The 26,044-nt window shown below is 44.3% G+C and carries 18 protein-coding genes; 9 read left to right on the forward strand and 9 right to left on the reverse strand.

The features are described from left to right. Window positions 1-95 precede the first annotated feature (95 nt). The 3 genes from ACJJI5_RS17845 (at window position 96) to ACJJI5_RS17855 (ending at window position 2,997) form a co-directional block, all read left to right on the forward strand. Entirely contained in the window at window positions 96-479 is a 384-nt protein-coding gene (locus ACJJI5_RS17845; RefSeq protein ID WP_445354809.1) for a hypothetical protein, read from the forward strand. Between the two features lie 1,014 nt (window positions 480-1,493). Then, window positions 1,494-2,102, forward strand: coding sequence for a hypothetical protein (locus tag ACJJI5_RS17850; protein WP_445354810.1), 609 nt, complete (start codon window positions 1,494-1,496; stop codon window positions 2,100-2,102). Between the two features lie 484 nt (window positions 2,103-2,586). After that, window positions 2,587-2,997, forward strand: coding sequence for a DUF4288 domain-containing protein (locus ACJJI5_RS17855; protein WP_282931751.1), 411 nt, complete (start codon window positions 2,587-2,589; stop codon window positions 2,995-2,997). 169 nt (window positions 2,998-3,166) lie between these two features. On the opposite strand, the gene ACJJI5_RS17860 is transcribed toward ACJJI5_RS17855, so the two are convergent. Next, window positions 3,167-4,210, reverse strand: a complete 1,044-nt coding sequence (locus ACJJI5_RS17860; protein ID WP_445354811.1) for an AraC family transcriptional regulator — start codon at window positions 4,208-4,210, stop codon at window positions 3,167-3,169. A gap of 178 nt (window positions 4,211-4,388) precedes the next feature. Here ACJJI5_RS17860 and ACJJI5_RS17865 point away from each other — a divergent pair, with 178 nt between their 5' ends. The 5 genes from ACJJI5_RS17865 (at window position 4,389) to ACJJI5_RS17885 (ending at window position 12,644) form a co-directional block, all read left to right on the forward strand. Continuing rightward, window positions 4,389-6,305, forward strand: coding sequence for a DUF3604 domain-containing protein (locus ACJJI5_RS17865; RefSeq protein ID WP_445354812.1), 1,917 nt, complete (start codon window positions 4,389-4,391; stop codon window positions 6,303-6,305). 104 nt (window positions 6,306-6,409) lie between these two features. Next, entirely contained in the window at window positions 6,410-7,324 is a 915-nt protein-coding gene (locus tag ACJJI5_RS17870; protein WP_445354813.1) for a peptidylprolyl isomerase, read from the forward strand. Beyond that, entirely contained in the window at window positions 7,314-8,375 is a 1,062-nt protein-coding gene (locus ACJJI5_RS17875; protein ID WP_445354814.1) for a HupE/UreJ family protein, read from the forward strand. Before ACJJI5_RS17870 ends, ACJJI5_RS17875 begins: the two co-directional genes overlap by 11 nt. Window positions 8,376-8,599: 224 nt before the next feature. Then, complete coding sequence (locus ACJJI5_RS17880) at window positions 8,600-9,058, forward strand: GNAT family N-acetyltransferase (RefSeq protein WP_444916435.1); 459 nt, start codon at window positions 8,600-8,602, stop codon at window positions 9,056-9,058. Window positions 9,059-9,626: 568 nt separating this feature from the next. Further along, a complete protein-coding gene (locus tag ACJJI5_RS17885) occupies window positions 9,627-12,644 on the forward strand; it encodes a thrombospondin type 3 repeat-containing protein (RefSeq protein WP_445354815.1) in 3,018 nt (1,005 codons plus the stop codon). Between the two features lie 463 nt (window positions 12,645-13,107). On the opposite strand, the gene ACJJI5_RS17890 is transcribed toward ACJJI5_RS17885, so the two are convergent. The 8 genes from ACJJI5_RS17890 to ACJJI5_RS17925 all read right to left on the reverse strand — a co-directional run bounded on the left by ACJJI5_RS17890 (window position 13,108) and on the right by ACJJI5_RS17925 (window position 23,516). Then, window positions 13,108-14,625 (reverse strand): MFS transporter, encoded by a 1,518-nt coding sequence (locus ACJJI5_RS17890; RefSeq protein ID WP_445354816.1) that lies wholly within the window; start codon window positions 14,623-14,625, stop codon window positions 13,108-13,110. Window positions 14,626-15,245: 620 nt separating this feature from the next. After that, on the reverse strand, window positions 15,246-16,058 hold the full coding sequence (locus tag ACJJI5_RS17895) for a right-handed parallel beta-helix repeat-containing protein (RefSeq protein ID WP_445354817.1): 813 nt from the start codon (window positions 16,056-16,058) through the stop codon (window positions 15,246-15,248). 340 nt (window positions 16,059-16,398) lie between these two features. Beyond that, entirely contained in the window at window positions 16,399-17,430 is a 1,032-nt protein-coding gene (locus tag ACJJI5_RS17900) for a hypothetical protein (protein ID WP_445354818.1), read from the reverse strand. 33 nt (window positions 17,431-17,463) lie between these two features. After that, on the reverse strand, window positions 17,464-18,489 hold the full coding sequence (locus ACJJI5_RS17905) for a hypothetical protein (RefSeq protein ID WP_445354819.1): 1,026 nt from the start codon (window positions 18,487-18,489) through the stop codon (window positions 17,464-17,466). Between the two features lie 104 nt (window positions 18,490-18,593). Next, window positions 18,594-19,619 (reverse strand): hypothetical protein, encoded by a 1,026-nt coding sequence (locus ACJJI5_RS17910; RefSeq protein ID WP_445354820.1) that lies wholly within the window; start codon window positions 19,617-19,619, stop codon window positions 18,594-18,596. A gap of 110 nt (window positions 19,620-19,729) precedes the next feature. Continuing rightward, window positions 19,730-20,818, reverse strand: coding sequence for a hypothetical protein (locus ACJJI5_RS17915; RefSeq protein ID WP_445354821.1), 1,089 nt, complete (start codon window positions 20,816-20,818; stop codon window positions 19,730-19,732). A 687-nt stretch (window positions 20,819-21,505) separates the two neighbouring features. After that, window positions 21,506-23,140: a PepSY-associated TM helix domain-containing protein gene (locus ACJJI5_RS17920; RefSeq protein WP_445354822.1), complete on the reverse strand. Its 1,635-nt coding sequence runs from the start codon at window positions 23,138-23,140 to the stop codon at window positions 21,506-21,508. Window positions 23,141-23,144: 4 nt separating this feature from the next. Beyond that, entirely contained in the window at window positions 23,145-23,516 is a 372-nt protein-coding gene (locus ACJJI5_RS17925) for a hypothetical protein (protein WP_445354823.1), read from the reverse strand. 437 nt (window positions 23,517-23,953) lie between these two features. Here ACJJI5_RS17925 and ACJJI5_RS17930 point away from each other — a divergent pair, with 437 nt between their 5' ends. Continuing rightward, entirely contained in the window at window positions 23,954-26,026 is a 2,073-nt protein-coding gene (locus ACJJI5_RS17930) for a TonB-dependent receptor (RefSeq protein WP_445354824.1), read from the forward strand. Window positions 26,027-26,044 lie beyond the last annotated feature (18 nt).

The following is a 26,044-nucleotide window of genomic DNA, read 5'->3' on the forward strand; positions in this document are numbered from 1 at the left end:
TTTACGTAGGTGCCAAAAACTATCTCATTTAAGTATGATTATAGCGACGTTATACCTAAGACTTACCCACATTTACGTACAACAAGGTGAAACTTATGTTGAATCCATTTCATCTCTCTTTCGTGGTTCCCGACAAAGAGGAAGCGAAGCGCTTTTATTTGGACATTTTGGGTTGCTCCATAGGTCGTGACAATCCTAGCTGGTTCGACATTTTATTTTACGGTCATCAAATTACAATTCATCAAGCTTCCGACAAAATGCCGGCCTACCAAATTGACCATTTTGGACCAATTCTAAGTAAAGAGGAATGGCTGTCCGTATTAGAAGTTTGTAAATCAAATGACATAGAGTTTGTAGCAAATAGCCTTATAAAAAACGAAGGCACTGAAGATGAGTCAGGCAAGTTTCTTATAAAAGATGCCAGTGGCAATACGCTTGAATTTAAGTATTATATTAAATTTGAGCTTACAGTCGGGTAGCAACATATAAATAGATTAGTCGGTATTAGCGGCTTCTATCGGCCAAAATAAACGAATTTCTGCAACCAAGACCTTCGCCGGGTACTAATAATGGGGGCCAACCTACCCGTTTGTAGTAGAATTTTTCAACATCAAACTTAGATGAGCACAACCATATTAGCTGCTCTCTAGATTGCCTATATAAATGGCACGCAGGCATACCACCTACGTAGCCGATAATGCAGCCATTAGTCAGATTACACAAATGCCGGTTGCCTTCAATGCGGTATGGAATATTCAGTCAGATCGCCGGCCTCTGACCAATTGCGACTGGGCAACCTACTCCATCAATCTCATAAATCTACCTCGCTTTTGGCTACCGATATATTGATGGGAGACATGCGGAACTAGTAATAACGGAACTGACCATTTTGCTCTATAGACCTATATGTTAGAATATGAGTAACTTAGGTTAGCGACTGCTTTTAAAGTTGTCCTATGAAATTCTAAGCTCTATATAGATTCTAGGGGCTCCCTAGGCTCATAATAAACATCACTGAATACTCTTGATTATCAGAAATAAAATCACCGGTTAACTACGCAGTCTCTCTTTGTAAATTCGAATTTTATTTCTTGAGGCTCATTTCCAACAACTCTCAGGTGCTTGTATTTTGATCACCTTACTATCACCGTAGACAAGCTAAACCGTTAATTGGTGCGGATAATGTTCATGTGAACGAATATAAAGCATGTTTTTTGGTCAGCTTGATTGTTTTTCACGCAGACATCTAACAACCAATAAACGGTTGTGATAGCATAAATTACAGGGATTTCATTCAGCTAAAGTAAAACAAGTACGAGCTTTACAATTGGCACGATAACCTTAAGAAAACACCTTGCCGACCCCTCTGAGCTATTGTGTCATAGCTTTACATTGATTTTGGAATAGTAATCCGGATAATGGCAGCCTGAGCAAGCACCAAATAAATTTTAAGTCTCCCATTTGAGACAGACTTAATTAAAAAGGAATATGTTGTGTATAAAATATTATCGCTAGTCCTGCTTATCTCCATGTCACAGATATCTGCTGCGGCGAATTATGAGCTAAAAATTGGAGATAGCTCATATGAAATATCTTTGAATGAAGAAATAGAGATTAGTGTTGGAGAAAAGCACATACCAATAAAGCTGACTCAAAAGGAAATACTTACATATACAACCGATAATTTCTCATTTGAACACCCAAGACAGTATTTACCTTCAAAGACTGACTTAGGAAGTGGCATTTTCCAGACAGCCATGATTACTCCACTTGGTAGCGCTGTCATGGTGCAAGAATATTTAAACTTAGACCCTACCGGTATTATAGATTTAATGGTTAATGAAATAACCAAGGAAGAACGAGAGTACGGCTACAAAATAGAATCTACTGAAACATCTGTAACACTATCTGATGGCAAGATATTAAATGGACAAGCCGTGACATCTAAGTACAAAGGCTCAGATATCAAAAGGTTCATTTATACATATAGCACCAGAGATTCCGGGCTACTTATTTTAACTCAAGTTGATTATGAGTCTGAGCCAAATGCAGACATTTTTATCACAAACATAATTGACTCCCTTAAAATCACAATGAAGTGATTGCTTACCAAAAAAACAAGCAAGGAATCTTCGGGGCTGAATCTTTTATATAAACCTCTTCCATTGCAAGGGACACCATAGTCAAACTGACGAGGTGTCCTATAACAAAACACAACAACCCAAAAAAGGTGTAGCAGTATTAAAATAAACCAGTAATGAATTTATTATCCTCACCACCCTGCTGGCAATGCTTGGTTTGTTGGCTATTCGGTTTGTTAACCCAGAGATGCTAAATCTGCCTATTTTCAATACTCGGGTAGGTACCTTTTTACTTGGCTGCGCATTTTGCTATTTCATTCTAAATGAGTTCAAGACAGCCATAGATAAAAATGAGCGGGGCCCAAACGGAGTTGCAGGTATTATTCGTGTCCCCCTATATTTCGCTGCAGCTTTATTTCTATTTTACATGACCGCAAGCGGGGGAATTAATGCATAAGAAGAGATTATTAGCTTCCCCATCACCGGTGAGTACAAGGCAGTAAAAATGAGTAACCAGAGAATTCCTGACAGAAATAAGAGCCCCTACGGCTGGTGGGTCGCAACAATTATAGAGAGGTTTCAATTTGATGATGAGGAACTCGACAATATGCGTCGGCGCTGCCGGGCATTCTCAAATGTTGTGATACTAAGAGCTGATGATAGAGAGCAAGCTTACCAGAAGGCCATTCAGTACGGGAAGTCCGGCATCGAAGACAAAAGTGACTGGACAAATGATAAAGGGCGTAGAGGTCGCTGGATTTTTGAGGGACTAAGCAGTCTTATTCCCATCTATGATGAACTTGATCCTGAAGGCACTGAAATCCTGTTTGACGATGATAATGGGATTACAGTTGGCAGAGTTAAGTCTTGGGTTCGAAGCAAGGAAGAGCTTGAGGCATTTGATGATACCGAATGAGAAATTCAAGTACTTTATCAGCCCCTTTAAAGACTAGACTTCCCCTCTTTTCTCTCGATAACTATAGAATAGTCCAACCAAATGTAGCTGGGTGGTATGTAATATCCAATAGCCCTAGGAGTAATTAATGCAAACAAATCGAATCCTTTATTGATAAATAAAGTCGCTCTTAATCTATACAGATTTCTGTTGAGGTATCTCTACTATGCTTAGTCCGAAACTCTCGCGGAGATTGCCCAGTCCATTTTTTAAAGCTTCTGGAAAAACTACTGGTATCACCGAATCCCAGTTTGTAGGCGATTGACGTGATCGGAGTATCGTTTTGCTTAAGGTACTGCACAGCCTGATACTGGCGTATTTCATCTAGCACAGTTTGATAACTGGAACCTCTTTCTTTTAGTTTTCTATGCAAACCACGGCAACTAATACCAAGCTCCTTGGCCACGACCTCTTGTGAAAAATTACCTGTAGCCATCAGATCAACAAGCACTCTACTGGTCATGCTAACTATGTCATTCTTCTGCAAACGCTCCAAGTAACCAATTAGGGCTTGCTCGTTGACCCTGACCAGCTCATCGTTCCCCGAAGAGAGCTTTCGATCAACAAACTCTTGTTTAAACCTAATCTCACAAATGTCTGACGAAAAGTTAATTGGGCACTTATACATCAATTGATGCCGCTCAAGGGTAGCAGGTCTGGGCCTTTCCAGATTAATTGAAATCAAATGATGATGCACATCGGGGCATATCTTTCTTATGGACTTTATTAGCAGGGCCATAAAGGCATCTATAGCATGAATACTTGGATCATATGAAAAGTTGTCAACTTTTTCCCAGGAGACTATTACTTGCTGCTGTTCATCATGAACATTGATTCGCATAGCGGTGGTAACCACCTCTGAGAATCGAGCAGATCTTAGTAAGCTCTCCCTGATGGAGCTACTGGCCAAGTGGGCATAGCTTAGAGCGTGAAGGTTTGTATGATTAACATACTTAGTAACTTGCAGGCCGATACAATCATCACCTGATATAGATTCAGCGAGCCCCCATAGTTTTTTCATATTCTCTAAAGGAATTCTCTGGTTCGCATCCACTATGCATTTAGGGTCAATTTCTGCACGCTGCAAAATTTCTTGGGTAGAACAGAATGGTTTTAGGGCCTCAATAATAGGTAATACCCAAGTTGCAATGGTCGTGTGTCCATACTCAGCCATCTACAAGTGTGTCCTAATTGGTCAAGAGATTGGCTTTATTTGCAAAGAAACCTAAAAGCCAAATGATTAGCATCTAATCAATCACTTCCTTATTTACCAAGATTATCCTAACGATCCTGACATGTTAAGAGGATCTAGTCACCTAAAAGATAGCCAGCCGATGCTGGTAATTGGAAATATGAAAAATCCCATAAAAAGAATAGCACGTCTGGTAGGGGTTACATTATCCATCACTCACCTAAGTGTTGCTGCTAGTGAGCCCACTCAGGTTTTCTGGGGAGATATGCACCTTCATACCTCCTACTCATTCGATGCCTTCTTAAGCCAAAATTATTCGGCAACTCCAGACACTGCTTATCGCTGGGCCAAGGGACAGCCGGTTATTCACCCCTACACTCATGCGAAAGTACGTATAGACACCCCCCTGGATTTTCTCGTGGTTTCAGATCACGCTGAAGGGCTGGGTGTTATGAGGGCAGTGGTGAATAAGACAGATGAGCTAGACAGCGATATGTCCTTATACCAGTCGATGATGCGCTGGTTTGCCAAGCAGCATATCCGATATAAAGTATCTATGAATGAAGGTATGGATATTTTCAATGAGTTACTGCCCGCTAAGGCTCTCGGCACAGTAGCTCCCACCGACCCTGTCCAGGACCCGGCTAACAAGTTCCCAGAGCCGGTTCTTGGTGATTTGGATAAAACCCGGACAAGTGCATGGAGCGCAATAGTCGATGCTGCAGAGCGCCATAACAACCCAGGCACCTTTACCAGTTTTATTGGCTGGGAATGGAGCTCAACCCCAACAGGGGCCAACTTACACCGGGTTGTGGTCTCCCCTGATGGGGCGGATAAAGCTAAGCAGTATCTTCCTTTTGGGGCTGATCAGAGCCAGTACCCAGAAGATTTGTGGCACTGGTTAGATGAGACATCTAAACGAACTGGCAGTGAATTCATTGCGATTCCCCACAACTCCAATGTATCCAAAGGTTATATGTTTGCAGAAACCACTCTGCGTGGTGAGCCAATTGATACACAGTATGCGCGTACACGCATGCGCTGGGAGCCTCTGGTTGAAATAACACAAATTAAGGGGGACTCAGAAACCCATTCAACGCTTTCCCCGGACGATCCTTTTGCCGACTTTGAGAATTATCCATTCTACCTACAAGCTGACCCAGAGTCGTACCGTGTTGCCAAAGGTGACTTCGTCCGATCGGCCTTGCGCTCTGGGCTGGAAATACAGAAAAAAATTGGTGTAAACCCTTATAAGTTGGGGTTCATAGGGTCCACAGATTCACACACTGGTATGTCAACTGCGGAGGAGAACAACTTTTGGGGCAAGTTTGCCCACGACTCAGTACCAAGCAGCAAGCGAACTAACACTGTCATTGGCGGAACCAAGGCTACAGGTTGGAACATGTCTGCTTCTGGACTCGCCGCCGCTTGGGCAGAAGAAAATACCAGAGAAAGCCTTTTCGCTGCATTTAAACGCCGTGAAGTATATGCCACTACAGGCCCTCGAATTCAGGTGCGCGTCTTTGCAGGTTGGAATTTTCCTAAGCACGCTATAGATGCTGAAAACATTGCTGAACTGGGTTACTCCCATGGAGTACCTATGGGGGGTGATTTAGTGAAACCACAAGGAACTGACCAACCAATTCAACTACTTATACGCGCGACAAAAGATCCTAAAGGAGCAAATCTGGATCGAGTTCAGGTGGTAAAATCTTGGTTAGACGCAACGGGAAAAAGTCATGAGAAAGTAATTAATGTTGCTTGGTCTGGGGAGCGCACTCTTAATAACCAAGGTCAGTTAAAGCCAGTGGGTGATACCGTGAGTCGAGAAACGGGGCAATACACTAACAATATTGGTTCTATTGAGTTATCGACCTTGTGGCAGGATCCAAGTTTTAATGTGAACGAAAGAGCATTTTACTATGTTCGGGTATTACAAATCCCTACTCCTCGCCATTCACTTTACGATGCAGTGGCCGTAAAAGAAATTAACAACGGAAATATTCAGATACCCTCTGAAGGACCCGCTGTTATCCAGGAGCGCGCTTATACATCCCCAATTTGGTATACCCCCTGATACCGATAGGATACCTCGACGCTACAGCAAGCAAATAGCATATCTAAAGAGTAGCTTGCATACTGATATCAATACTCTCTGCAGGTTTCAATGGAGGAAGCTTCATGCAGCGGAAATTAGAGATTCTGAAAAGGGAGCCTCTGGTACACTTTTCTATTATCGCTTTAGTGCTATTCGTTGTCGCAGAGTTGTTAATAGAAAAAAATGGAACCAACTTTGAAGATACCTTGCTTATCAGCGAAGACATACTAATTGAGCACCTCCAATTCCAGAAAAAAACATTTAACCAGAGTTTTGCACGACGTTACTGGGAGGGCTTGACTCAGCCAGAAAAGTCCAATCTGATTAATGATTACATTAAAGAAGAAGTACTTTACCGAGAAGCCCTTAATCTAGGCCTACAGAAGCATGATCAGATTATACGACGGCGCCTTATTCAAAAGCTGGACTATGTAAATGGAGGCTTTTCCAGTAACACTGACATTAGTGAAGAAGACTTGGAAAACTACTTCCAGCTTCATCACGAAAAATATCGAATTGAAGCATCTATTACCTTCACTCATGTTTTCTTTGATTTTAGACGCCATCCTAAGGACAAGTTAGAGAAGACTGTTAAACAGAGCTTGAACCACTTAATAAAGCAGTCAGTTCCATTCGAGGAGTCCGCCCGCTACGGAGACAGATTCATCTTTCACCGGAATTATGTAGATCGCACTCCCAGTTTAGTGGCCAGCCACTTCGGAGATAATTTGGCAGAAAGTATCTTTCAACTACCATTGAACACCTGGTCCGGTCCATTTGAATCTCCGTATGGTCTACATCTAATTTTGGTTAGTGAAAACAAAACAAGCCGTCTACCCAGCTTTAGAGAAGCCTCCCCCTTAGTACTTGAGGGTTATCGACGAAATAAAATGGAGAAAAACAGACAACTTAGGATACAAGAGCTGTTGGCAGGCTACAGAATAGAGAGGGATGCCTCGATACCATATGTACCTGTGGATATCACCTATGCCAACTAAAAACCCCTACAAGATCATCAAAGCCCTTCTATTCTTATTGTTACTTACAACAATTAGTAATTTTAGTTTCGCTCATGACGGAAGACCGATATACATTGAGTTAAAAGAGGTCACGGAAAGCAGCTATATCCTTCGATGGAAAGTCCCGCCTATCATGCAGCCAGGCACTGAACCTGAGATACACTTAAAGGGCGAATTCTGCCAAATACAACCAGAGATAACAGGACCTGCCGGACCCAACGTGAAGAGTTACCTATGCAGAAACCCCCACCCAAACAATTTTACAAGGCTATATAATCCCCTAACTATAAAAATCACATACCCCATTGCCAACCCAGCCTTATCGAGCTTAATTCATTTTGAAAAATCAGACGGTGACACTATTAATCTCTTTAATAGCCCCAAGGTCTTAGAGATAAATTTACCTTCCCGCCTAACTATTTGGGATTGTGTCAAACAATATATTGAAGCAGGTTTCTTACATATATTGGAGGGCTATGATCACTTACTATTCGTGTTATGTTTAGTCTTTATCGCCAGAAATTTTAGAAGCACTTTAATAGCGATTAGCGGATTTACATTAGGCCACTCCCTCACCCTGGGACTCGCAAGTTTAGATTTATTCACCATAAGAGTAGATGTTGTTGAAGTGTTGATCCCATTGAGTATTATGCTGTTAGCCGCAGAAATTGTATACGCGCATAATGGACAGAGTAAAACGAGTTTAACCCGACGCTATCCTGCGATTGTTGCCAGTGGCTTTGGGTTACTTCACGGATTTGGTTTTGCCAGTGCGCTAGCGGAATTAGGCCTTCCTCACAGCAATAAAATCACCGCATTATTTAGCTTTAATATAGGTGTAGAACTGGGGCAGATATTATTTGTCTTGGTTTTGATTTTCTTATCATCTACAGTTCAGTGGATATTCTCGAACTGGAAGATCTCAATTTTGTATCAACACATTCTAACACAATCAAAATACGCTATTTATCCAGTTGGAGTAGTCAGTGGGTATTGGGCAATTGAAAGGACCGTTGGGCTAATTTCCTAAACAAACAAAGCTTGAATCACAAAAGCTGCTTCAAGACTTACAATCTGCTATCCTCACGCAATCACACAGATCACGGCCTGCAGTAGAGGCCAGTTATAAGTATGAATTGACCGCCACTCAATAGAAATTTGTCTAGCTTTGTTAGCCCACACCAAAGTCAGATACAGGCCTTTGTAGAGTTGGAGCAGTTTTCATGACCAAATCTATCACCACTGAAAATAAAGATGTTAAATTTTAGAACAGCACTTATAGAAGACCTTCCTGATTTACTTAAGCTGGAACAGTGTCTTATCGAAGCCGAAAGGCCATACAATTCATCCATTAAAGCTGAATCAGCATTCTATTATGATATGGAAAAGTTGATACTATCTGATGACTCATATCTTCTGGTAGTTGAAATCGAAGGTGAGGTTATTGGAACGGGATATGCCCAGATTCGAAGCTCAAAAATATCTCTTGATCATGAGCGGCATGCTTATCTGGGTTTTATGTATGTATCACCAGCGCACCGAGGAAAGGGCATTAACTCAAAGCTAATAGAAAAATTAATTGCATGGGGTAAACAGAATGGTGTTCAAGATTTCTATCTTGATGTTTACTCTCAAAATAGCTCAGCGATAAAAGCCTATGAAAAAGTTGGCTTCCAACCATCACTTATGGAAATGAAGTTAAATCTTAAATAGAAAGTTCACAGCCTATAAACCCAGGTGATGTCGATGCCCTTGGCTCACCTGATTTACACCAGGCGATTTCAAAGAGTGTTATTAAAGAAGCCTTAGCCAATATACTTCGATCTAAATACCTGCCTGCAAGATTTATAATCAACTTGAAATGGCGGGGTAATTCCCCATCTTAGTAGCGGCTTAATCAGGCTCAGAATCAGATTCCACTTTAGAAAGAGTCAAGAGCAACAGCAAATCAAGCTGTCAAATTATCTATTCCATTATATTTTATGGCGTAAATTTGTCTTCACTAATTACACGCTTTATCACCCATAAATTATCCCGCCAAAATTTCGCCATTCATCACACATTTAGTGAGAAAGAACGCATAGTTACCACACTCATAAACGGTTGTGCGCCATAACTTTAGTATTAGAAATATGCACAACCAAAATAATGACATCTATCTAAAAATTAGCCGGAGTCCAAGTGCGCCAGCATAAATGATTTATTGCAGGCGTATTTTTATAGGTCTACTGCGCTTGTCCGACAGATAACAAAAATGGATTTTGTTCGGGAGATTATGACCATGCGTCTACCTTCGCTTATTGCGATACTATTTTCAGTGGTGCTTTTAAGTGCCTGCGGTTCTGATGGAGGCCGGGGCGATGCCGCCGATGACTTGCTCCCACCCCCTGGCGTCACAGACTCAGATGGTGACGGTATCGATGATGATAATGACAATTGTCCGGCTGTTAGTAATTCAGACCAGGATGATTTAGATGGCGACGGCAGCGGTGATGCCTGTGATACTGATGACGATGGCGACTCCCACCCCGACACTTCAGACAACTGCCCACAAACCCCAAATTCGGACCAAGCCGACAGTGATAGCGACGGCATAGGCAATGCCTGTGACAGTGATCTGGATGGCGACAATGTCCCCAACGATTCTGACAACTGCCCTGCTGATTCAAATAGTGAGCAGGGTGATATCGATGGCGATGGCGTCGGGGATGTGTGCGACAACGACCGCGACGGGGACAACTACACCGACAGCTTGGATAACTGTCCAGATGTAGCCAACCCAGACCAATCAGATCAGGACAATGACGGTATCGGCGACGCCTGTGACGAAGATAGCGATACTGATAATGACGGCCACGACGATGGCCAGGATAACTGCCCAGCCGTATCCAACCCAGACCAAGCCGACCTTGACGGAGACGGCATTGGCGATGCCTGTGACAGCGATGACGACGGTGATGGCGTAGACGATCAGGACGACAACTGCCCAACCGCAGCCAACTCCTCACAAACCGACCAGGATGGCGATGGTATAGGTGATGCCTGTGATGACGATGCGGACAGTGACGGCATCGATAACGAAGATGACAACTGCCCATCCACGCACAACCCAAACCAAGACGATAACGACGGAGATGGCATTGGCGACGCCTGTGACAGCGACGACGACAATGACTCTGTCGATGATGAGGTCGACAACTGCCCCAGCCATAGCAATAGCGACCAAAGTGATATCGACGAAGACGGTGTCGGCGATGCCTGTGATAGCGACCAGGATGGTGATGGCATTGATAACGACGATGACAACTGCCCTGCTACCGCCAATTCAGACCAAAGCGATATCGATGGTGACGGGCAAGGCGATAGCTGTGACAGCGACGATGACGGCGACGGTATAGACGATAGTAATGACAACTGTCCGGCCGTTGCCAACGATGATCAAACCGATACCGACGGCGACGGCACCGGCGATGCCTGCGACAGCGATCGCGATGATGACGGCGTTGAAAATGAAAATGACAACTGCCCGCTGGTACCCAACGCAGATCAAACAGATACAGATGGTGACGGTTACGGAGATGCCTGCGATGACAACACCGATGTCGACGGCGATCAGGTACCTGACAGCGTCGACAACTGTGTACTCGTCCCCAACACCGATCAAATAGATCAGGATGGAGATGGTGTCGGGGATGCCTGTGACAGCGACCTGGATGGAGACGGTACCGATAACGATACCGACAATTGCCCATCAATACCCAACTCAGACCAACTCGATACTGACGGGGATGGCAGTGGCGATATCTGCGATAGCGACGACGACAACGACGGCGTCGATGACATAGCCGATAACTGCCCCACGGCATCCAATAGTGATCAAACAGATACCGACGGGGATTCAGTCGGTGATGCCTGTGACCCGGATCTCGATGGCGACGGTATCTTCAATGACGACGATAACTGCCCCTATGTCAGCAATACACTACAGGAAGACAGTGACAACGACGGAATCGGCGATGCCTGCGACGGCGACAACGATAACGATGGCGTAGATAACGCTAACGACAACTGCCCGGATACTGCCAACAGCGATCAGTCGGATATCGATCAGGATGGCGTTGGTGATGTCTGTGACAGCGACCGGGATGGTGACACAGTCCCGGACACTTCCGACAACTGCCCGGCTATTCCAAATGATGATCAAGCCGATCAGGACGGTGACGGTATCGGCGACGTTTGTGACGATGACAGTGATACCGACAATGATGGCCACGATGACGGTGAAGACAATTGCCCAGCCGTTCCCAACCCAAATCAAACGGACACGGATGGCGACGGTATCGGTGATGAGTGTGATAGCGATGCCGATGGCGATGGCACAGACAACACCGATGACAACTGTCCGCTAACTCCCAACGACCAAACCGATACTGACGGTGACGGTATTGGGGATGCCTGTGACGAAGACCTGGATGGTGACGGTGTTAATGATAACGTCGACAACTGCCCAATGATTCCGAATCCAGGGCAAGAAGACGGCGATAACGACGGTGCCGGAGATCTCTGCGATAACGACCGCGACGATGACGGTCTTGATGATACCGTCGACAACTGCCCGGCGATTCCAAATCCAAACCAAACCGATACCGATGGTGATGGAGAGGGAGATGCATGCGATTCAGACATGGATGGCGACGAAGTAGAAAACGATCTCGATAATTGCCCCCAGACTCACAATCCCGGGCAGGAGGATTCTGATAACGATGGTATCGGCGACGCCTGCGACCTCGAATCAGGCCTGTCCTGCGCAGCGTTTGAAGACCTGGAGATCGTTAACGGTGTAGATGCAGACCTGACCTACGGTATCGAACAGCCCTGCGATGGATGCTCTATTACTGCAGTAGAAAGGGTATTTAACGGCGTCCTATCGGATGCTGCCAGAATGGAAGTTGTCAGCGGTGCAGGCGGCTCTACTCATATTCAAGTCAACCACCACTCGGTTAAAGAGGGACGCCATGTGGTCGGTTTCCTGGTAGAGCACACCACACCACTGCTGGATATCATCTACCTCAACACCATCACAATCAGTACATACTTGGATGGAGTAGCTACTGGAGAGTCCACCAGCGGATATCGTCTGGCCCCATTCAAAGTCAACGGTGCGCGCAATCACCGCCTGCTATTAGTCACCACCAATAGTGACTTTGATCAGGTCAGGCTATCTTTGAGCGGCTTGAACTTTATAAACAACCAACTGGATGTTTACCTGGCCTGCTCAAAAGCTGTGGGCCAGCCATAACTAAAAGAAGAAATAAAAAGCCCCGGTACGCCGGGGCTTTTTATTTACAATTAAATTGAAAGGAATAAAGCACATAAAGAAAACCAATTCCAACCTTTAAAACAATAAAGAACGCAAGCTAAAGAACTTATTTACCCCCCACCTATTCCCCATACACCAAAAATTACAAAATCAAAAATCCTAAAAAATAAAACTTTTTTAAACATTCAAGATAGGTCTGATCAAATTGACAGCGGAGCGCCTTATAGTTACTGACCAGTAAGTTAACTATATATTGGCCGGCTTATTTTTTAGCCATAGTTGACAATTAAACTTATAGTCACTCGAACGCCTCTCAGAAGCCATTCCAGCTGCAATTAGACTTTAGAAAAAATATGGGCTTGCCATTATCAATAACATGCAGATGTATCTGTACATTCGGATGTGAAGTACTTGACGAGGAACTCCATGGTTTTTTTAATGATTAGCCAACGTCATCAAGTGACTTCCCCGTCATTTCTATCCGGTACTTCCAGGTTATCAGTGCGCCAATCAAGGAAGTCACCGCTAGTGCACTAAGCAACATACTTGCGCCAATGTCGCTAAGTAAAATTGGAAAAAAAAATGCGATTGCGACACCCCCGAACTTTGAGATGGATGCGGCCAATCCCGCACCAGCACCACGATAGCGGGTTGGGAATACCTCCCCAGCGATTAGATAAGTCTGAGAATTTGGCCCCAGATTATTCATCAAGTTGAACAACATAAACCCCCCGAAAATGAATGGTAACTGCTGGCTAGTATTTAAAGATTCTCCATAAGCGGCAATAAGAAGGCCGAGTGCACAACCAAGGAAGCCAAGAACTTGCAATCGGATACGCCCCACCCTATCCACAAATATAATTGCTAGAATAACGCCAACTACCAGCATTACATCGATTAATGCTGCCCCTTTCGCCGCCTCAACTTTGTTATGGATTAATTCCGAAATGGAGCGGGCATGGGGTGACGCATATCCCAACACATTCGCTAAAATTACTGGCGTGAAGATACCAACGCCATAGGTTCCCAAATCCTGCAAAAACCAGGGAATAGAAGAGAGTTTGATTGCTTTTCGAGAATTCTTATCCTGAAGTAAATGCTTAATACTCGATAGTTCACCTATCTTTTTTTCATTCGTCTCCGCTGTGGCAACATTCTTCAATAAGAATCTGGACGGGTATGGTGGATTTCTTTTCAACAGTTGGCTGATAGATTTCTCCGCCTCAGGCATGCGACCTTTAGCCAGAAGCCACATCGCACTCTCTGGAATATAGAAACGTCCAACCGTGATCAAAATCGCTGGAACAATCGCCGCAGCATACATATACCGCCAAGCTTCCAGGGAGGGATACCAAGAGAGGACCAAAAATGCGAGACCTGTACCCACCAAAATTCCAACAGCCTGAAAACTAAAGGCTCCGAGAACTAGCCTACCCCGCATCCGCGATGCCATACTTTCAGAGATCATCATGTGAGCTGTGGGATAATCACATCCAAGCGCCAATCCCAGACCAAATAATGAAATAACAATCACGAGATAAGAATCTGCGAAGGTTAATATCACCAGGAAAAAGATAAACATGATCATCTCAGCGATGAACATTTTCCGCCGGCCATAATGATCGCTGAGCCCTCCTAGGGTTATCGCTCCAACCAGAATTCCAAACAATGTCGCCGATGTCACAAAGCCCATACTAAAGGCGGTCAAACCAAATTCTTTAGCAATTAAAATGTGGGATACCCCAGTCATGAAGACGATCATTCCCTCGAAAAATTTACCAGCTGTCGCAAGCCACCAAATTCGCCACTGCATTGGCGTAAAAATATTCTGCGGAATCGAGGTTCCATCACACCAAACGGGAGTTTCATCAATGTAATAGTCAGCCGAATGGTGTTCGCTGAACCGAGCATTTTCAGTCAATGACGGATTTGGAGTGCCATCGGGCTCATTTCTCTCCATAACTACTTCTTTAAATACCCCAGTGAATTATGGCGAACACTAGCATAAAGTGATGACAACTAAGTGATCGAAATATCAGCATTAAGAAAGATTCGAAAGCATGGTCTGTTACTACATTAGACTAAGGCGGTCGGTGATGCTTTTGTAGGTAAAGACATACCATAAGGCAGCTACTATTATCAGCCCTTGAAGTGTAGTAGTTCAGACTTGACCTGACAGTTACCGATTTTTCATAAGGTGTTCTGCCAAGTCAAGCCTGAACTACTACAACTAATTATATAGTGGGCATACTATTATTCAGGTAATTAGTTAACTACGACAAACTACCAACATTAAGAATTTTGAAACTTTACTAAAATTAAAGGTGGGCACGGTATGGCATCCGCACTGCTCAACTTTTCTTTTGCCTTCACTTCCGCAATTTACAGTTTCACAAGCATACATGGAAATACCATCAGTGAAATTCGTTCCCATATCAATGACAGTCTCATTTTGTCTTCTCCTGATATTAGCCATGGCGCTAAGACAAAAGAGGTTCTAATCAGAGCTATATATAGCTTTGGATGGCATACTTATTGAGCAAGCAACACGCTATTCTCCCACCAATAACAAGAATTCAATTATTCCAAGCAACTTGGGCTAGCTGTATCGAATATGTTACCAAACCAAGTATTACTGGAGAGGCAAGCATCAGGAGTCTCATCTACCAAATCACCTTCACCATTACTACCAGTCACCTGATTTCCAGAAATAATGTAGTTCATTGAAGGTGGATCCACTATATCAAAATCCATCACGATGCCAATATCTGAAGAATTCGATATCACATTCTGTACCACCAATCCATTAACAGTTGGAGGCTCTATAATAATTCCAAAAATAGATCCATCAATGGTATTCTGAATAACCTGACTGAAACTACCCGCAATGACAATCCCTGCTATAGCATCACTATTACCACTTAGAGAGTTCCCTGAAATACGACTGAAATCCCCATTGAGTTGAAAACCAATGCTGCCAGGGCCACCTGAAAGAAACATTGAGCCATTAATAGAATTGTTGTCACTCTCCACTATAAAACCCACCCCTGGACTATCAGAAATCAAACCTTGAACTGAATGAAATCCATCGCCTTCTAAAAAGACAGAAATTCCACAAGTGCCTATGGTACCTCCTACTAATACTGCTCCTAAACCTTCAAGAGAGATCCCTGCGCTATCACTATCTTCACAAGTAAGTACATAACCGTTCATGTCCAGGCTTCCGGAAGGCCCTTCTATTGTGACCTGTGTATCAAGATCACAGGAAATATCCTGACTGAGAACTTCTGCTGTCGTTATCGTATCTCCACATTGAACATCCGCCAGAGAGAAAATTGGCTTTGATATTAAGGTTATTAATAATGCCAATGATGTACATGTCTTCAGGTTCATCTTTTCCTCTAGAATAAATATTTGTCAAAGAGCTTTGATATACGAACAAGAATAGCAGCCTATAAGAAATACTTTAAATGGCTCCGAAGACCAACAGAGGAGGATTTTAGTGAAGTGTTAAAGGCCTTCACTCCCTAACAGACTCCTTAAATTGCCAATGTGTACGCTAAAAATTCCTAGCCAAAAGAGTTCTCCGAAAAATTAAGCCAGGTGATGCGCCACTGAGAATCCCCGGGAAGAAAAAAGGCGCATCAGCTGACTAGTTTGATATAGAGCACGCTATTAAACAAAGTTCTTCACAAGCAGAAACCTACCCACCTCTACACATTGAGAGTAAAACTTATTGCAAGCCGAGCACGGTATTATTGTCCCCAAACTGGACGGCGGTGGCCAGATTACTAACCGTTGTCTGACTTAATCTCAACTGATTGGTATCACCATCCTGTATAGCCACTGCGGTATTAAAACTCTGTAGCTGTACTATCAAGGAATCATTAAGCAAACCACTTAACTGTAATGTTTCTCCAAAATTGAACTCATTGCTTTGCACAGTTTCCGCAGTATTAATCCCGCCGCGCTGTTCAGTTAGAGCCGTATTAAAAGCACCAACCTGTTCATGTATCACCTCAAGACTGGTACCGCTCTGCAGGATATAGCTGTCGTGACCCAGATTTTCCTGAGTAGAATCAATAGAATTAGTATTCCCACTTTGAAGGACAAAAGAACTAGATGCCGTAGCAGAATCTTGTGTAATCTCCAAAATCAAAGAGCTACCTAACTGAATCGCTACAGCAGAATTATCTATCGCCGACCTTTGATTTAGCTGAAAACTTGAGCCTTCTCCTATTTGAAGCACGAATACCTCATTCTCGGAACTATTTTGAACACCGCCCTGATTGATGGCGCTTTGATTAGCAACACCTAGCTGAGTAACCGTCGCTGAATTTCCGACTCCGTTATTCTGCCCTATAGTGGCATCGTTACTTATCCCACCCTGAAAAACAAAAGTAGAGCTATCGTCGACATCACCCTGAAGTGAAGTTGCCGTATTCCCCTCTCCAAACTGATACTGTACAGCTATTGAGTCAATTGCTGCCTCCACCTGTTCCGCACTAGCGGATTGATTACTGCCCACCTGTCGCTGGATAATAGTGCTGGATTCGGCAAAAGGACCTTGAGATGCGGAGGCCTCATTATTAACACCAATTTGTAGTTGAATAATGGTACTTCCATTTACACCAGGACCACTCTGATCGCCCTGTGCCGTATTACCTTGCCCGATTTGAATGAGCTGGTAGGTATTATCAGCAGCTATCCCTACTGCACTGGAAATCGAAAACAGAACGCAGGCCATTAGAGAACTGTACTTCATTAGCGGTTACTCCCTTTCATCTGATAATATTGATTACTGAAGTCCTAAAACTGTGTTGTTGTCACCATACTGGGCGGAAGCAGTTAAGTTTCCAGCCGTAGTTTGACTAAGCCGAGTAGAATTACTAGCCCCGGTTTGTACGGCAGCCGCTGTATTAAATGCCTCCAACTGCACGATTAATGATTCATTTAGCAGGCCACTAAACTGAAGTGTTTCAGCAGAGTTAAACCCTGCACCCTGCACGGTTTCAGCGGTATTTATTCCACCAAATTGCTCTGTATATGCAGTATTAAAAGCACCAACCTGTTCATGTACAGTCTCAAGACTGGTTCCATTTTGCAGTATAAAGCTATCATGCCCCAAATCCCCTTGGGTAGATTGAGCAAAGTTGTTATTTCCTCCCGCCTGTATAATGACAGCATTAGATAGTGAAGCCGAATTTTGCTCGATAACCAATTCCAGCAAGTTGCCCGCCTGGAAACCTGTTGCAGTATTCGCTGAGCCCATAAATTGATTAATAAGGTAAGATAGATTCCCCCCTGCTTGAATCATAGCCCCCTGATTGCCAGCACCATCTCTTTGCGCAGTAGAACCATTATTATTAACCCCGATCTGAGTTACACTAGAAGAATCATCAATACTGTTTTGGTGATCCACCATTACTCGGTTAGAAGAACCCACTTGTACAATTGAGCTTGAGCTACCTATAGACTCAAACTGCAACGAAGAGCCAAAATTATTATCCCCAATCAAATTAATTGTCGAAGATGTAAAAATAGTATTCCCTTGAAGAGAAGCTGCTGAGTTTGAATCTCCAATTTCGACTTGAACGATACTACTTGACACTACCAGTCCGCTCCGGATCACCTCTCCATCATTATTATTACCAATTTGCACTTGAATTATCGTACTGTCCACTACGACTGCATCACTATGATCAGCCGAGGCCATATTGTCATCACCGATTTGAATAAGTTCGTAGGTATTATCAGCAGCTACGGAAAACGTGCTTACTATCGTAACAAGTACACCTACCGAGAAAGACTTATATTTAGTCATCACTATATCCCTGTGAGATTAAATTTGGCCAAAATTATTGTTTCTAGACAGCCTCCCCAAATAATAAGGGAGGCTGGATCTATTCACGAACTTAAATCAACAAGTTACTGAAGTCCCAATACCGTATTGTTATCACCATACTGGGCAGAACCTGCAAGATTTCCGGCTGTTGTTTGGCTAAGCCTTGTAGAATTGCTGGCTCCTGTTTGAACAGCAGCCGCTGTATTAAATCCGCCAAACTGCAATATCAAAGATTCATTAAGTAAACCACTAAACTGGAGTGTTTCTGCAGTGTTAAACCCAACGGTCTGTATCGTTATAGCCGTGTTTATTCCACCAAACTGCTCCGTATACGCTGTACTAAATAGCCCCGCTTGCTCAGTTTCGGCTCCAAGGTTGGTTCCATTTTGAAAAATAAAACTATCATGTCCTAAACCTACCTGACTCGAAATCGCAATATTATTATTCCCACCTGCTTGAATCCCTACAGAATTAGATGCTGAGGCAAAATTCTGGCTAAGAGACATTGAGAGTAAGTTACCAGCCTGAAAACCTGTTGCAGTATTCATCGCACCAGCGTTCTGACTCATAAAAAAGCTGAGGTTTTCACCCGTCTGAACCATCACTCCCACATTACCAGATGCATCCGCCTGAGAGCCAAACCCATTATTATTAACCCCTACCTGGTTAATACTTATGGAATTATTAAAACTACTCGCTTGTTCAACGAACATGGTATTACTGGAACCCGCCTGGAAAATATCACTTACATCTCCCTCCGTATCAAACTGCTGGGAATTACCAGTATTACTTTCTCCATATTGAGCAACTGTAGAGGTCGTAGATATCGCACCTTCCTGCAGCACATCTGACATATTGGCGGTACCAACTTGTCGCTGGATAACTGTACTAGATATAGTCAAGCCTTCCTGTGTTACCTGAGCATTATTAGAATTGCCAATTTGTACCTGAATGACGGTACTGCCAACTACCGTTATCTCACTCTGATCCGCCGACGCGGTATTACCATTACCAATTTGGATAAGCTCATAAGTGTTATCAGCAGCCACTGAAAAAGCGCTAACCATCGCAGCTAAAATACCCACCGAAATAGGCTTAAACGAATTCATCACTAACTCCTTAAAGCAGCAGGCAATTAGGCTTGCCGCCCCTAATTTTTTACAGAGCCAAAGAATGTGACAGATATGCCCCTTATCACTTCAGCACTCGAACCTATAATTTACTGAGTTAACATACCCACATTACCGTCCCCTACTTGAGTAGTAGACACAGTATTATTAGCGTTGGCTTGTGTAAGAGTGATCTGATTTGAGTTTCCTAGCTGGGAAGTGGAACTGGCATTAAAGCTAGCCAGCTGAGTGACCATTACAGAGTTTCCTGATCCCCCTAATTGCATAATATCTACACTATTAAAGGCACCTGCCTGATCGATTTCAGCAGTATTGGTGCTGCCATGCTGTTCCGTAGAAACAACACTAAATTCTCCACTTTGAGTAATGTCTACACTATTTGATTCACCAAATTGCTGAGAGTATGCCTCGTTGTAGACACCGGACTGAGAGTGCCAGGCTTCCAGGCCTTCGCCTTCCTGGCGAATTTCACTATAGTGCCCGATAGATTGCTGCAGAGTATTTGCGCTATTGCCTGTACCACCCTGAACCACAATTGCAGTAGAATCAAAGGCAAGAATATGACTTATATTTAACGTATTAGAACTTCCATATTGCTCAGTGGTAATACTATTCCCTACGCTTGCAGTTTGTGTCACTGCCGCACTCTGCGCACTACCTTCTTGATGCATAGAGATAGAGTTTGCTGCCGAACCTGTCTGCGATACACTCAGAACGTTGGTATCTCCCACCTGAACAATACCAATAAATTCATTCAGTGTATTTGTTTGAGTAAATGAGGCTTCATGATTATCCCCAATCTGCACTATCAAAATAGTGCTTAACTCGGCAAACTCCTGCGCAGGTGTCGCTGAGTTATTATCCCCAATTTGCTCCACCAAAATGCTTGATAATACAGAGCCGACCTGAGTTGCCTCAATATAGTTACTATCACCCACCTGTGATTGCTGGATCAAACTGAAGGAAGTAAATAGGTTCTGGGTGGCATATACCTCATTATCATCGCCCACCTGAACTTGGATTACTGTATCACCAATAGCAGAAGGGTCACTTTGGTCCGAGTTAGCGGTGTTACCCGACCCTACCTGAAGGACATCATAGGTGTGATCTGCGGCAAAGGCGGCAGTTCCAATCATTGAAAGTAAAACAGTTGCTGCAACAGGTCTGTACATGCTCATCTAATACTCCTTAAAGATGACAGGTCCAGCTCGAAAGCTTTTACGACAATTTTTTCAGGAAAGCAGCATCATTGAGTAAAACAAATATTGAGGTCGTGGCGCATTGCATGAGCCACTTAGGGGCGGGTGGTGACAGTTGAATGACTAGCTTCATAAGTCAAACTCATACTACTTCGCATACAAACATCAATATTGCGATACTTCTTGAGTGATAAAACGATGCTGAAGTCAGTATTAATGAAAAAGGATACTTTCTCTATGGGAGATTAGTTGTGAGCGACTGGGAAGAAAGTGTCTGTCTAGTCGCAATGTACGCCTCACTAAATAATGGAAAATAGCTAGTCGTCAGGCAGGAGTATTTGCAGAGAGGAAAAGTGTCTAGGTTTTGAGAGCACCAGTAAATGAATTTAACTCCCAAAATGAAGCATACGATGACCGTGGAAAACCACCAGGCATTGAAACAGGAGGAATTGCACTGTCAAAGCAACTCGCTCTACAGACTAGTAGGATTATTATCAGAAATATTCTATCAAATTATTTCACCGCAGATCTTATTGACCACGACAATAATACTTGCTCATCTACCAGCGTACTTTTTAACATAACCATTGATACCACCACTCCCTTTTACCGACAGTAAACCAATAAAAAAGGGCTCTAAATAGAGCCCTTTTTTAGCCAAAATTGTTATCCCGATGCCTGTGGATGGGTATCAGGTAAAGGATCTTGAATACTGCTCTCTACTGCGGGTTTCTCCACAAGTCCAGACCAGACACTGTCCGCTTCGATTTTTGCCCGCCGCTTGCGAAGATGAATCAAGAGTAAAACAAATGATGCACCTATCAGTAGAGCAACAACGTCAACCGCCCATACCGAAGTGGCAGCTCCTAACAACTCGCCTTTGATAAGTGAGCTAATTGGTATCAGGAAGATAGCGGCGGCACAGAAAACAAGGAGCTGCCGAGCAGCTGCCATGGGACGACGTATAAATGCCCAGATCAGAGCAAATAAGAACCCTGTGTAATAAGCGGCTTTCTGCCAAAACTCAATATCCACCTGCGCATGAGGCAACCACTTAACTGCCAGCATACTAGCGGCGACCCCCAAGATAGTGCCCAGCCCAGCCCCCACTGTGAGCTTTGCCATTACCACTGATGAGGTTGTTTGTACCGGCAGCGCCCCCTGCCCCCTGCGTTTTTTGCGGCGGCTTTCAATCCACAGCAGATTGCCGGTGAAGAAGATCAGTGCTCCCATAATGCCGAGAATAAAGTACACCCAGCGCACGGCATTTCCACCAAAACTGCCAAAATGCAGCGAGAAAAAACTCATTACTGCACCACTGTACCCATTCAAGTTGCTGGGTAGAAAGCTGCTATAGGGAATCTCCCTTTGGTAGGGATTACCGAGCACATAGCCGTACTCAGCACCGCGCACCACCTCACCATGCATGAATCCACCTACACGCATACGCGGAGAGCGAGTATCGAGATTTATATAGAGAATTTCTGCCATTTGGTATTTCGGCTCCCGCTCCTGAATCGCGGATTCCAATTCGGCGACCGGCACCAATTCAGAGAAACTCTTCACCTCTGTTGGCATCGGGCGAGTGAACATGGGGGAGTCACCGTAGGCCGTCACGCGCAGAGCATCATAAAGCGGGTCATGGAAGGCAAATACAAAGGCGGTAAAAGCAATAATCAGGTGAAACGGCAGCGAGGAGATGCCCAGGACATTGTGAAAATCCAGCCAGTATCGCTTGCGGTTTTTACCCTTTCGGAGTACCAATAAATCCTTGACCCAAGTGGGCAGGAAAATAATCAGGCCCGAAATTAGCGCCACAAAATATAGAGCCGCCACAACACCCAGTACATAAGTACCAAAAGCATCGTGGCCCTCGCCACCGGGAATACCGGCAGTGCGATGTAAATGGTCGACAAATTCGCCAATGGCGGAAACTGTAAAACTTTGAGTGATTAGCTCCCCTTTCTCATTGAAACTCGCATACCAGAGAGTATGGTCATGGGTTTTTTCATCCTCTATTTCCCAACTCACCGGTGCCACCTGCAGACCCGCCAGTGGCAATTGGACGGTCATCTGCTTTGCTGCTTCCGGGTGCGCCTGCAGAACCTCGGAAATAAGGCTGTCATACTGATCGATAGAAATACTTGGCAGGGTGGTCTCAGGCTGCAGAGCCCATTGATTGAGTGGCCCTTTAAACATGGTCAGGGCACCAGCAACAAAAGCGATATACAGAAACAAGCCGGCAAGAATACCGGTCCAGGTATGCACGCTCTTATAAGTTTTAATCATTTCAACGCGCATAAGCTCAGCCTCCGAATCTTGCTATCCACAATAGGGTAAACAGCACCAAACTTAGCCCCAGGTAGAGGGACAACATACGCCTGACACTAATAAACAGGTAAACCAGACTCACCAAAGTGAGCCAGACTGGAGTGATCAACCACATTACGAATTGGCTTTTATCATCAACCACTACATCACCGGGGCCCCACAGAGCAATCAACCCAGCAATGGCAATTGCGATAGGCAATCCCAAGAAAACTGCACACAGGCTTTTTACCCACCAGTGGGGTTTATAGCCTTCTAACCCTTTTTCAATTCGCTTCTTTTTCTTTGCCAAAACTTTGCCTGGTTTATCCAGCACCCCGCTAAAAGGCAGCAATCCCAGAGCTAACATAAAAGTACTAATAAGCGTAAAGGAAGCTGACATTGCCGAAAAATTTTGATGGAAAAGCGCCCAGGAAATGACAAGGAGCGCGAAACTGATGAAAAGAGCAGGGTAAAACTCGATTGGCCTCTGCTCGCGCCACTGCTGATTGGGACAGCCTAAATAAAAGACAGAAGATGCAAGGACACAACTCAATAGCCCGAGTCCCGTTAAAACTGAGGAATACATTTCTAGTTTCACTTAAGGGTTAGAAGCACTACCACTAAAGTGGTAGAAAATTGTTTGCCAAGCGTTGATTAATCGGTGCCGCTAATCCGTTGCCAGACCAAATAATAGTGAGAGTTTATTGCGGCAATTTCCCATTTGCAAATAAGAATGATTAGCATTATATTCGCTGCCGATCTTCCTTGTCGTCCTGACATCTTTACCTTGCTAGGGATTACGCTATGTACAAACGCCACCTGCTCAGCAAAGCCGTTTCACTCACTATGCTTGCTTCGATTGGAGCGACTGCGATCGCCGCAGATGAGAAGAAAGAAGAGTATGCCCCGCAGGCAATGGAAAATGTCATTGTTATTGGCGAGAAAACAAAGCGCTCCCTCAAGGAAACCACTTCTTCGGTATCCGTAATTACCGAAGAAACCCTGAATAGCATGCAACACTTGAGCATCACCGATGCGGTGTCCAATATCTCTAACGTGGTAGTACTTTCCGGCGCTACTCCGGATATTCGCGGTGTGTCCGGTAACGGTTCAGCCACCGGCTTTAACTCCTTCACAGGCGGAGCCAAAGCACGAGTTTCCACCCTGATCGATGGTGTCGCCGAGCCATTTGTCGCAGATCTCACGGGTGATTCCGGTATTTGGGATGTGGAACAAATTGAAGTGTTCCGCGGGCCCCAGTCCACCAGTAATGGCCGCAATAGCATTGCCGGCTCTGTATTTATCAAAACCAAAGATCCCAGCTTCGACTGGGAAGGTGCAGCTCGCGTAGGTTACCGCGACCAGGACGGCTACATCGATACTTCTGGCATGATTTCCGGCCCAATTGTTGATGATACCCTCGCATTTCGGATAACTGCTCAACAGCTCACCGGCGACACACTGTCTAATGCTGAAGAATATGAAAATAATCCTGCTGATTTCGACCTAAATGAATTGGAAACCCAGCGACTAAAAGGCAAGCTGCTGTGGACTCCCACAGAAAAACTGAAAGCTCTCGTGGCTGTATCTACCAATAGCGAAGAAGGTAATACGGGGCGTATCTACTATACCCTGGACGATCCCTACGAATATAAGCCTGCTTTCTATCGCAATATGGATACTGAATCCACCACGACTAGCGTCAAAGTGGATTACCAGATCAACGATGATACCTCCATCGAAGTCCTCGCGGCCTATATGGATTATCAGTGGGGCTTTGACTCCTATGAAGAGGAAGCTACTGACCAACAGTATGTTCGTATGGACGAACAGAACATCACGCTCGACGCAAAACTGAACTTTGGCCTCAACAGTGATAGCTTGCACGGATTTATCGGCTTTGCTCACTTTGAAAGAGAGCAAGAATTTGACAGCACTGGTAGTACCATCTATTTCGGTGATGATGAAAGTACCTCTACTGCTTTTTATGGCGAAGTCACTTATGCACTGACTGATAGGCTGAATTTAATCAGTGGTCTACGCGTAGAGCAGGAGGAACAGGACCGTTACTTTAGCTTGCTATTCTTCGGCGAACCCAAGGACGACTCTCTTGATACCGACGAGACAATCGTTCTTCCAAAAATTGCACTGCAATATGATCTTACCGAAAACACTGTCATCTCTGCTAGCGCTCGAAAAGGATACAACTCAGCCGGTGGCGCCCTCACTTTTGACTCGGAAACATTCGAGTACAACTATTATTATTACGATGAAGAGACCGTTAATACCTACGAGCTGGCTCTGCGCAGCTCCCTAGCAGACGGCACCATCAACATAACTGGCAACCTCTTCTACAACGAATACTCCGGCTATCAAGCTCTCAGCTCTGCCCGTAGAATCGTCAATATGGATAGCGTCGAGACTTACGGTGCGGAAGTTGAAGCTATTGCTATGCTAACCCCGCAGTGGGAACTCCGTGCAGGTCTAGGCCTGCTAGAGAGTGAAATTACCGATGCCGGTACGGATTATACAGATGCGAATGGCAATGAACTCAACTCTGCCCCCAATGTCACCGCAAACTTGGGTACAAAGTATTGGTTTAATGATGCACTTAGTGTAGGTATTTCAGCCAATTATGTAGCTGAGTACTATGGTGATTTCGCCAACACTGAAGAAAGAGTCGCCGGTGACTATACTCTGGCCCGATTGAACGTGAACTACGAAGGTGAAGATTGGAACATTGCAGCGTTTATTAACAATGCCCTGGATGAAGAAGCCTATACAAATAGAGAGCCAGCTGGCCGCAGCTACCCAGACGGCTACGCTGCAATTATTGACCCACGTAATTTTGGTGTATCCGCTACCTACCGCTTCTAAATAGCGACGTTATTACCT

This window comes from Microbulbifer maximicatervae (SeqCode) (genome assembly GCF_052467955.1).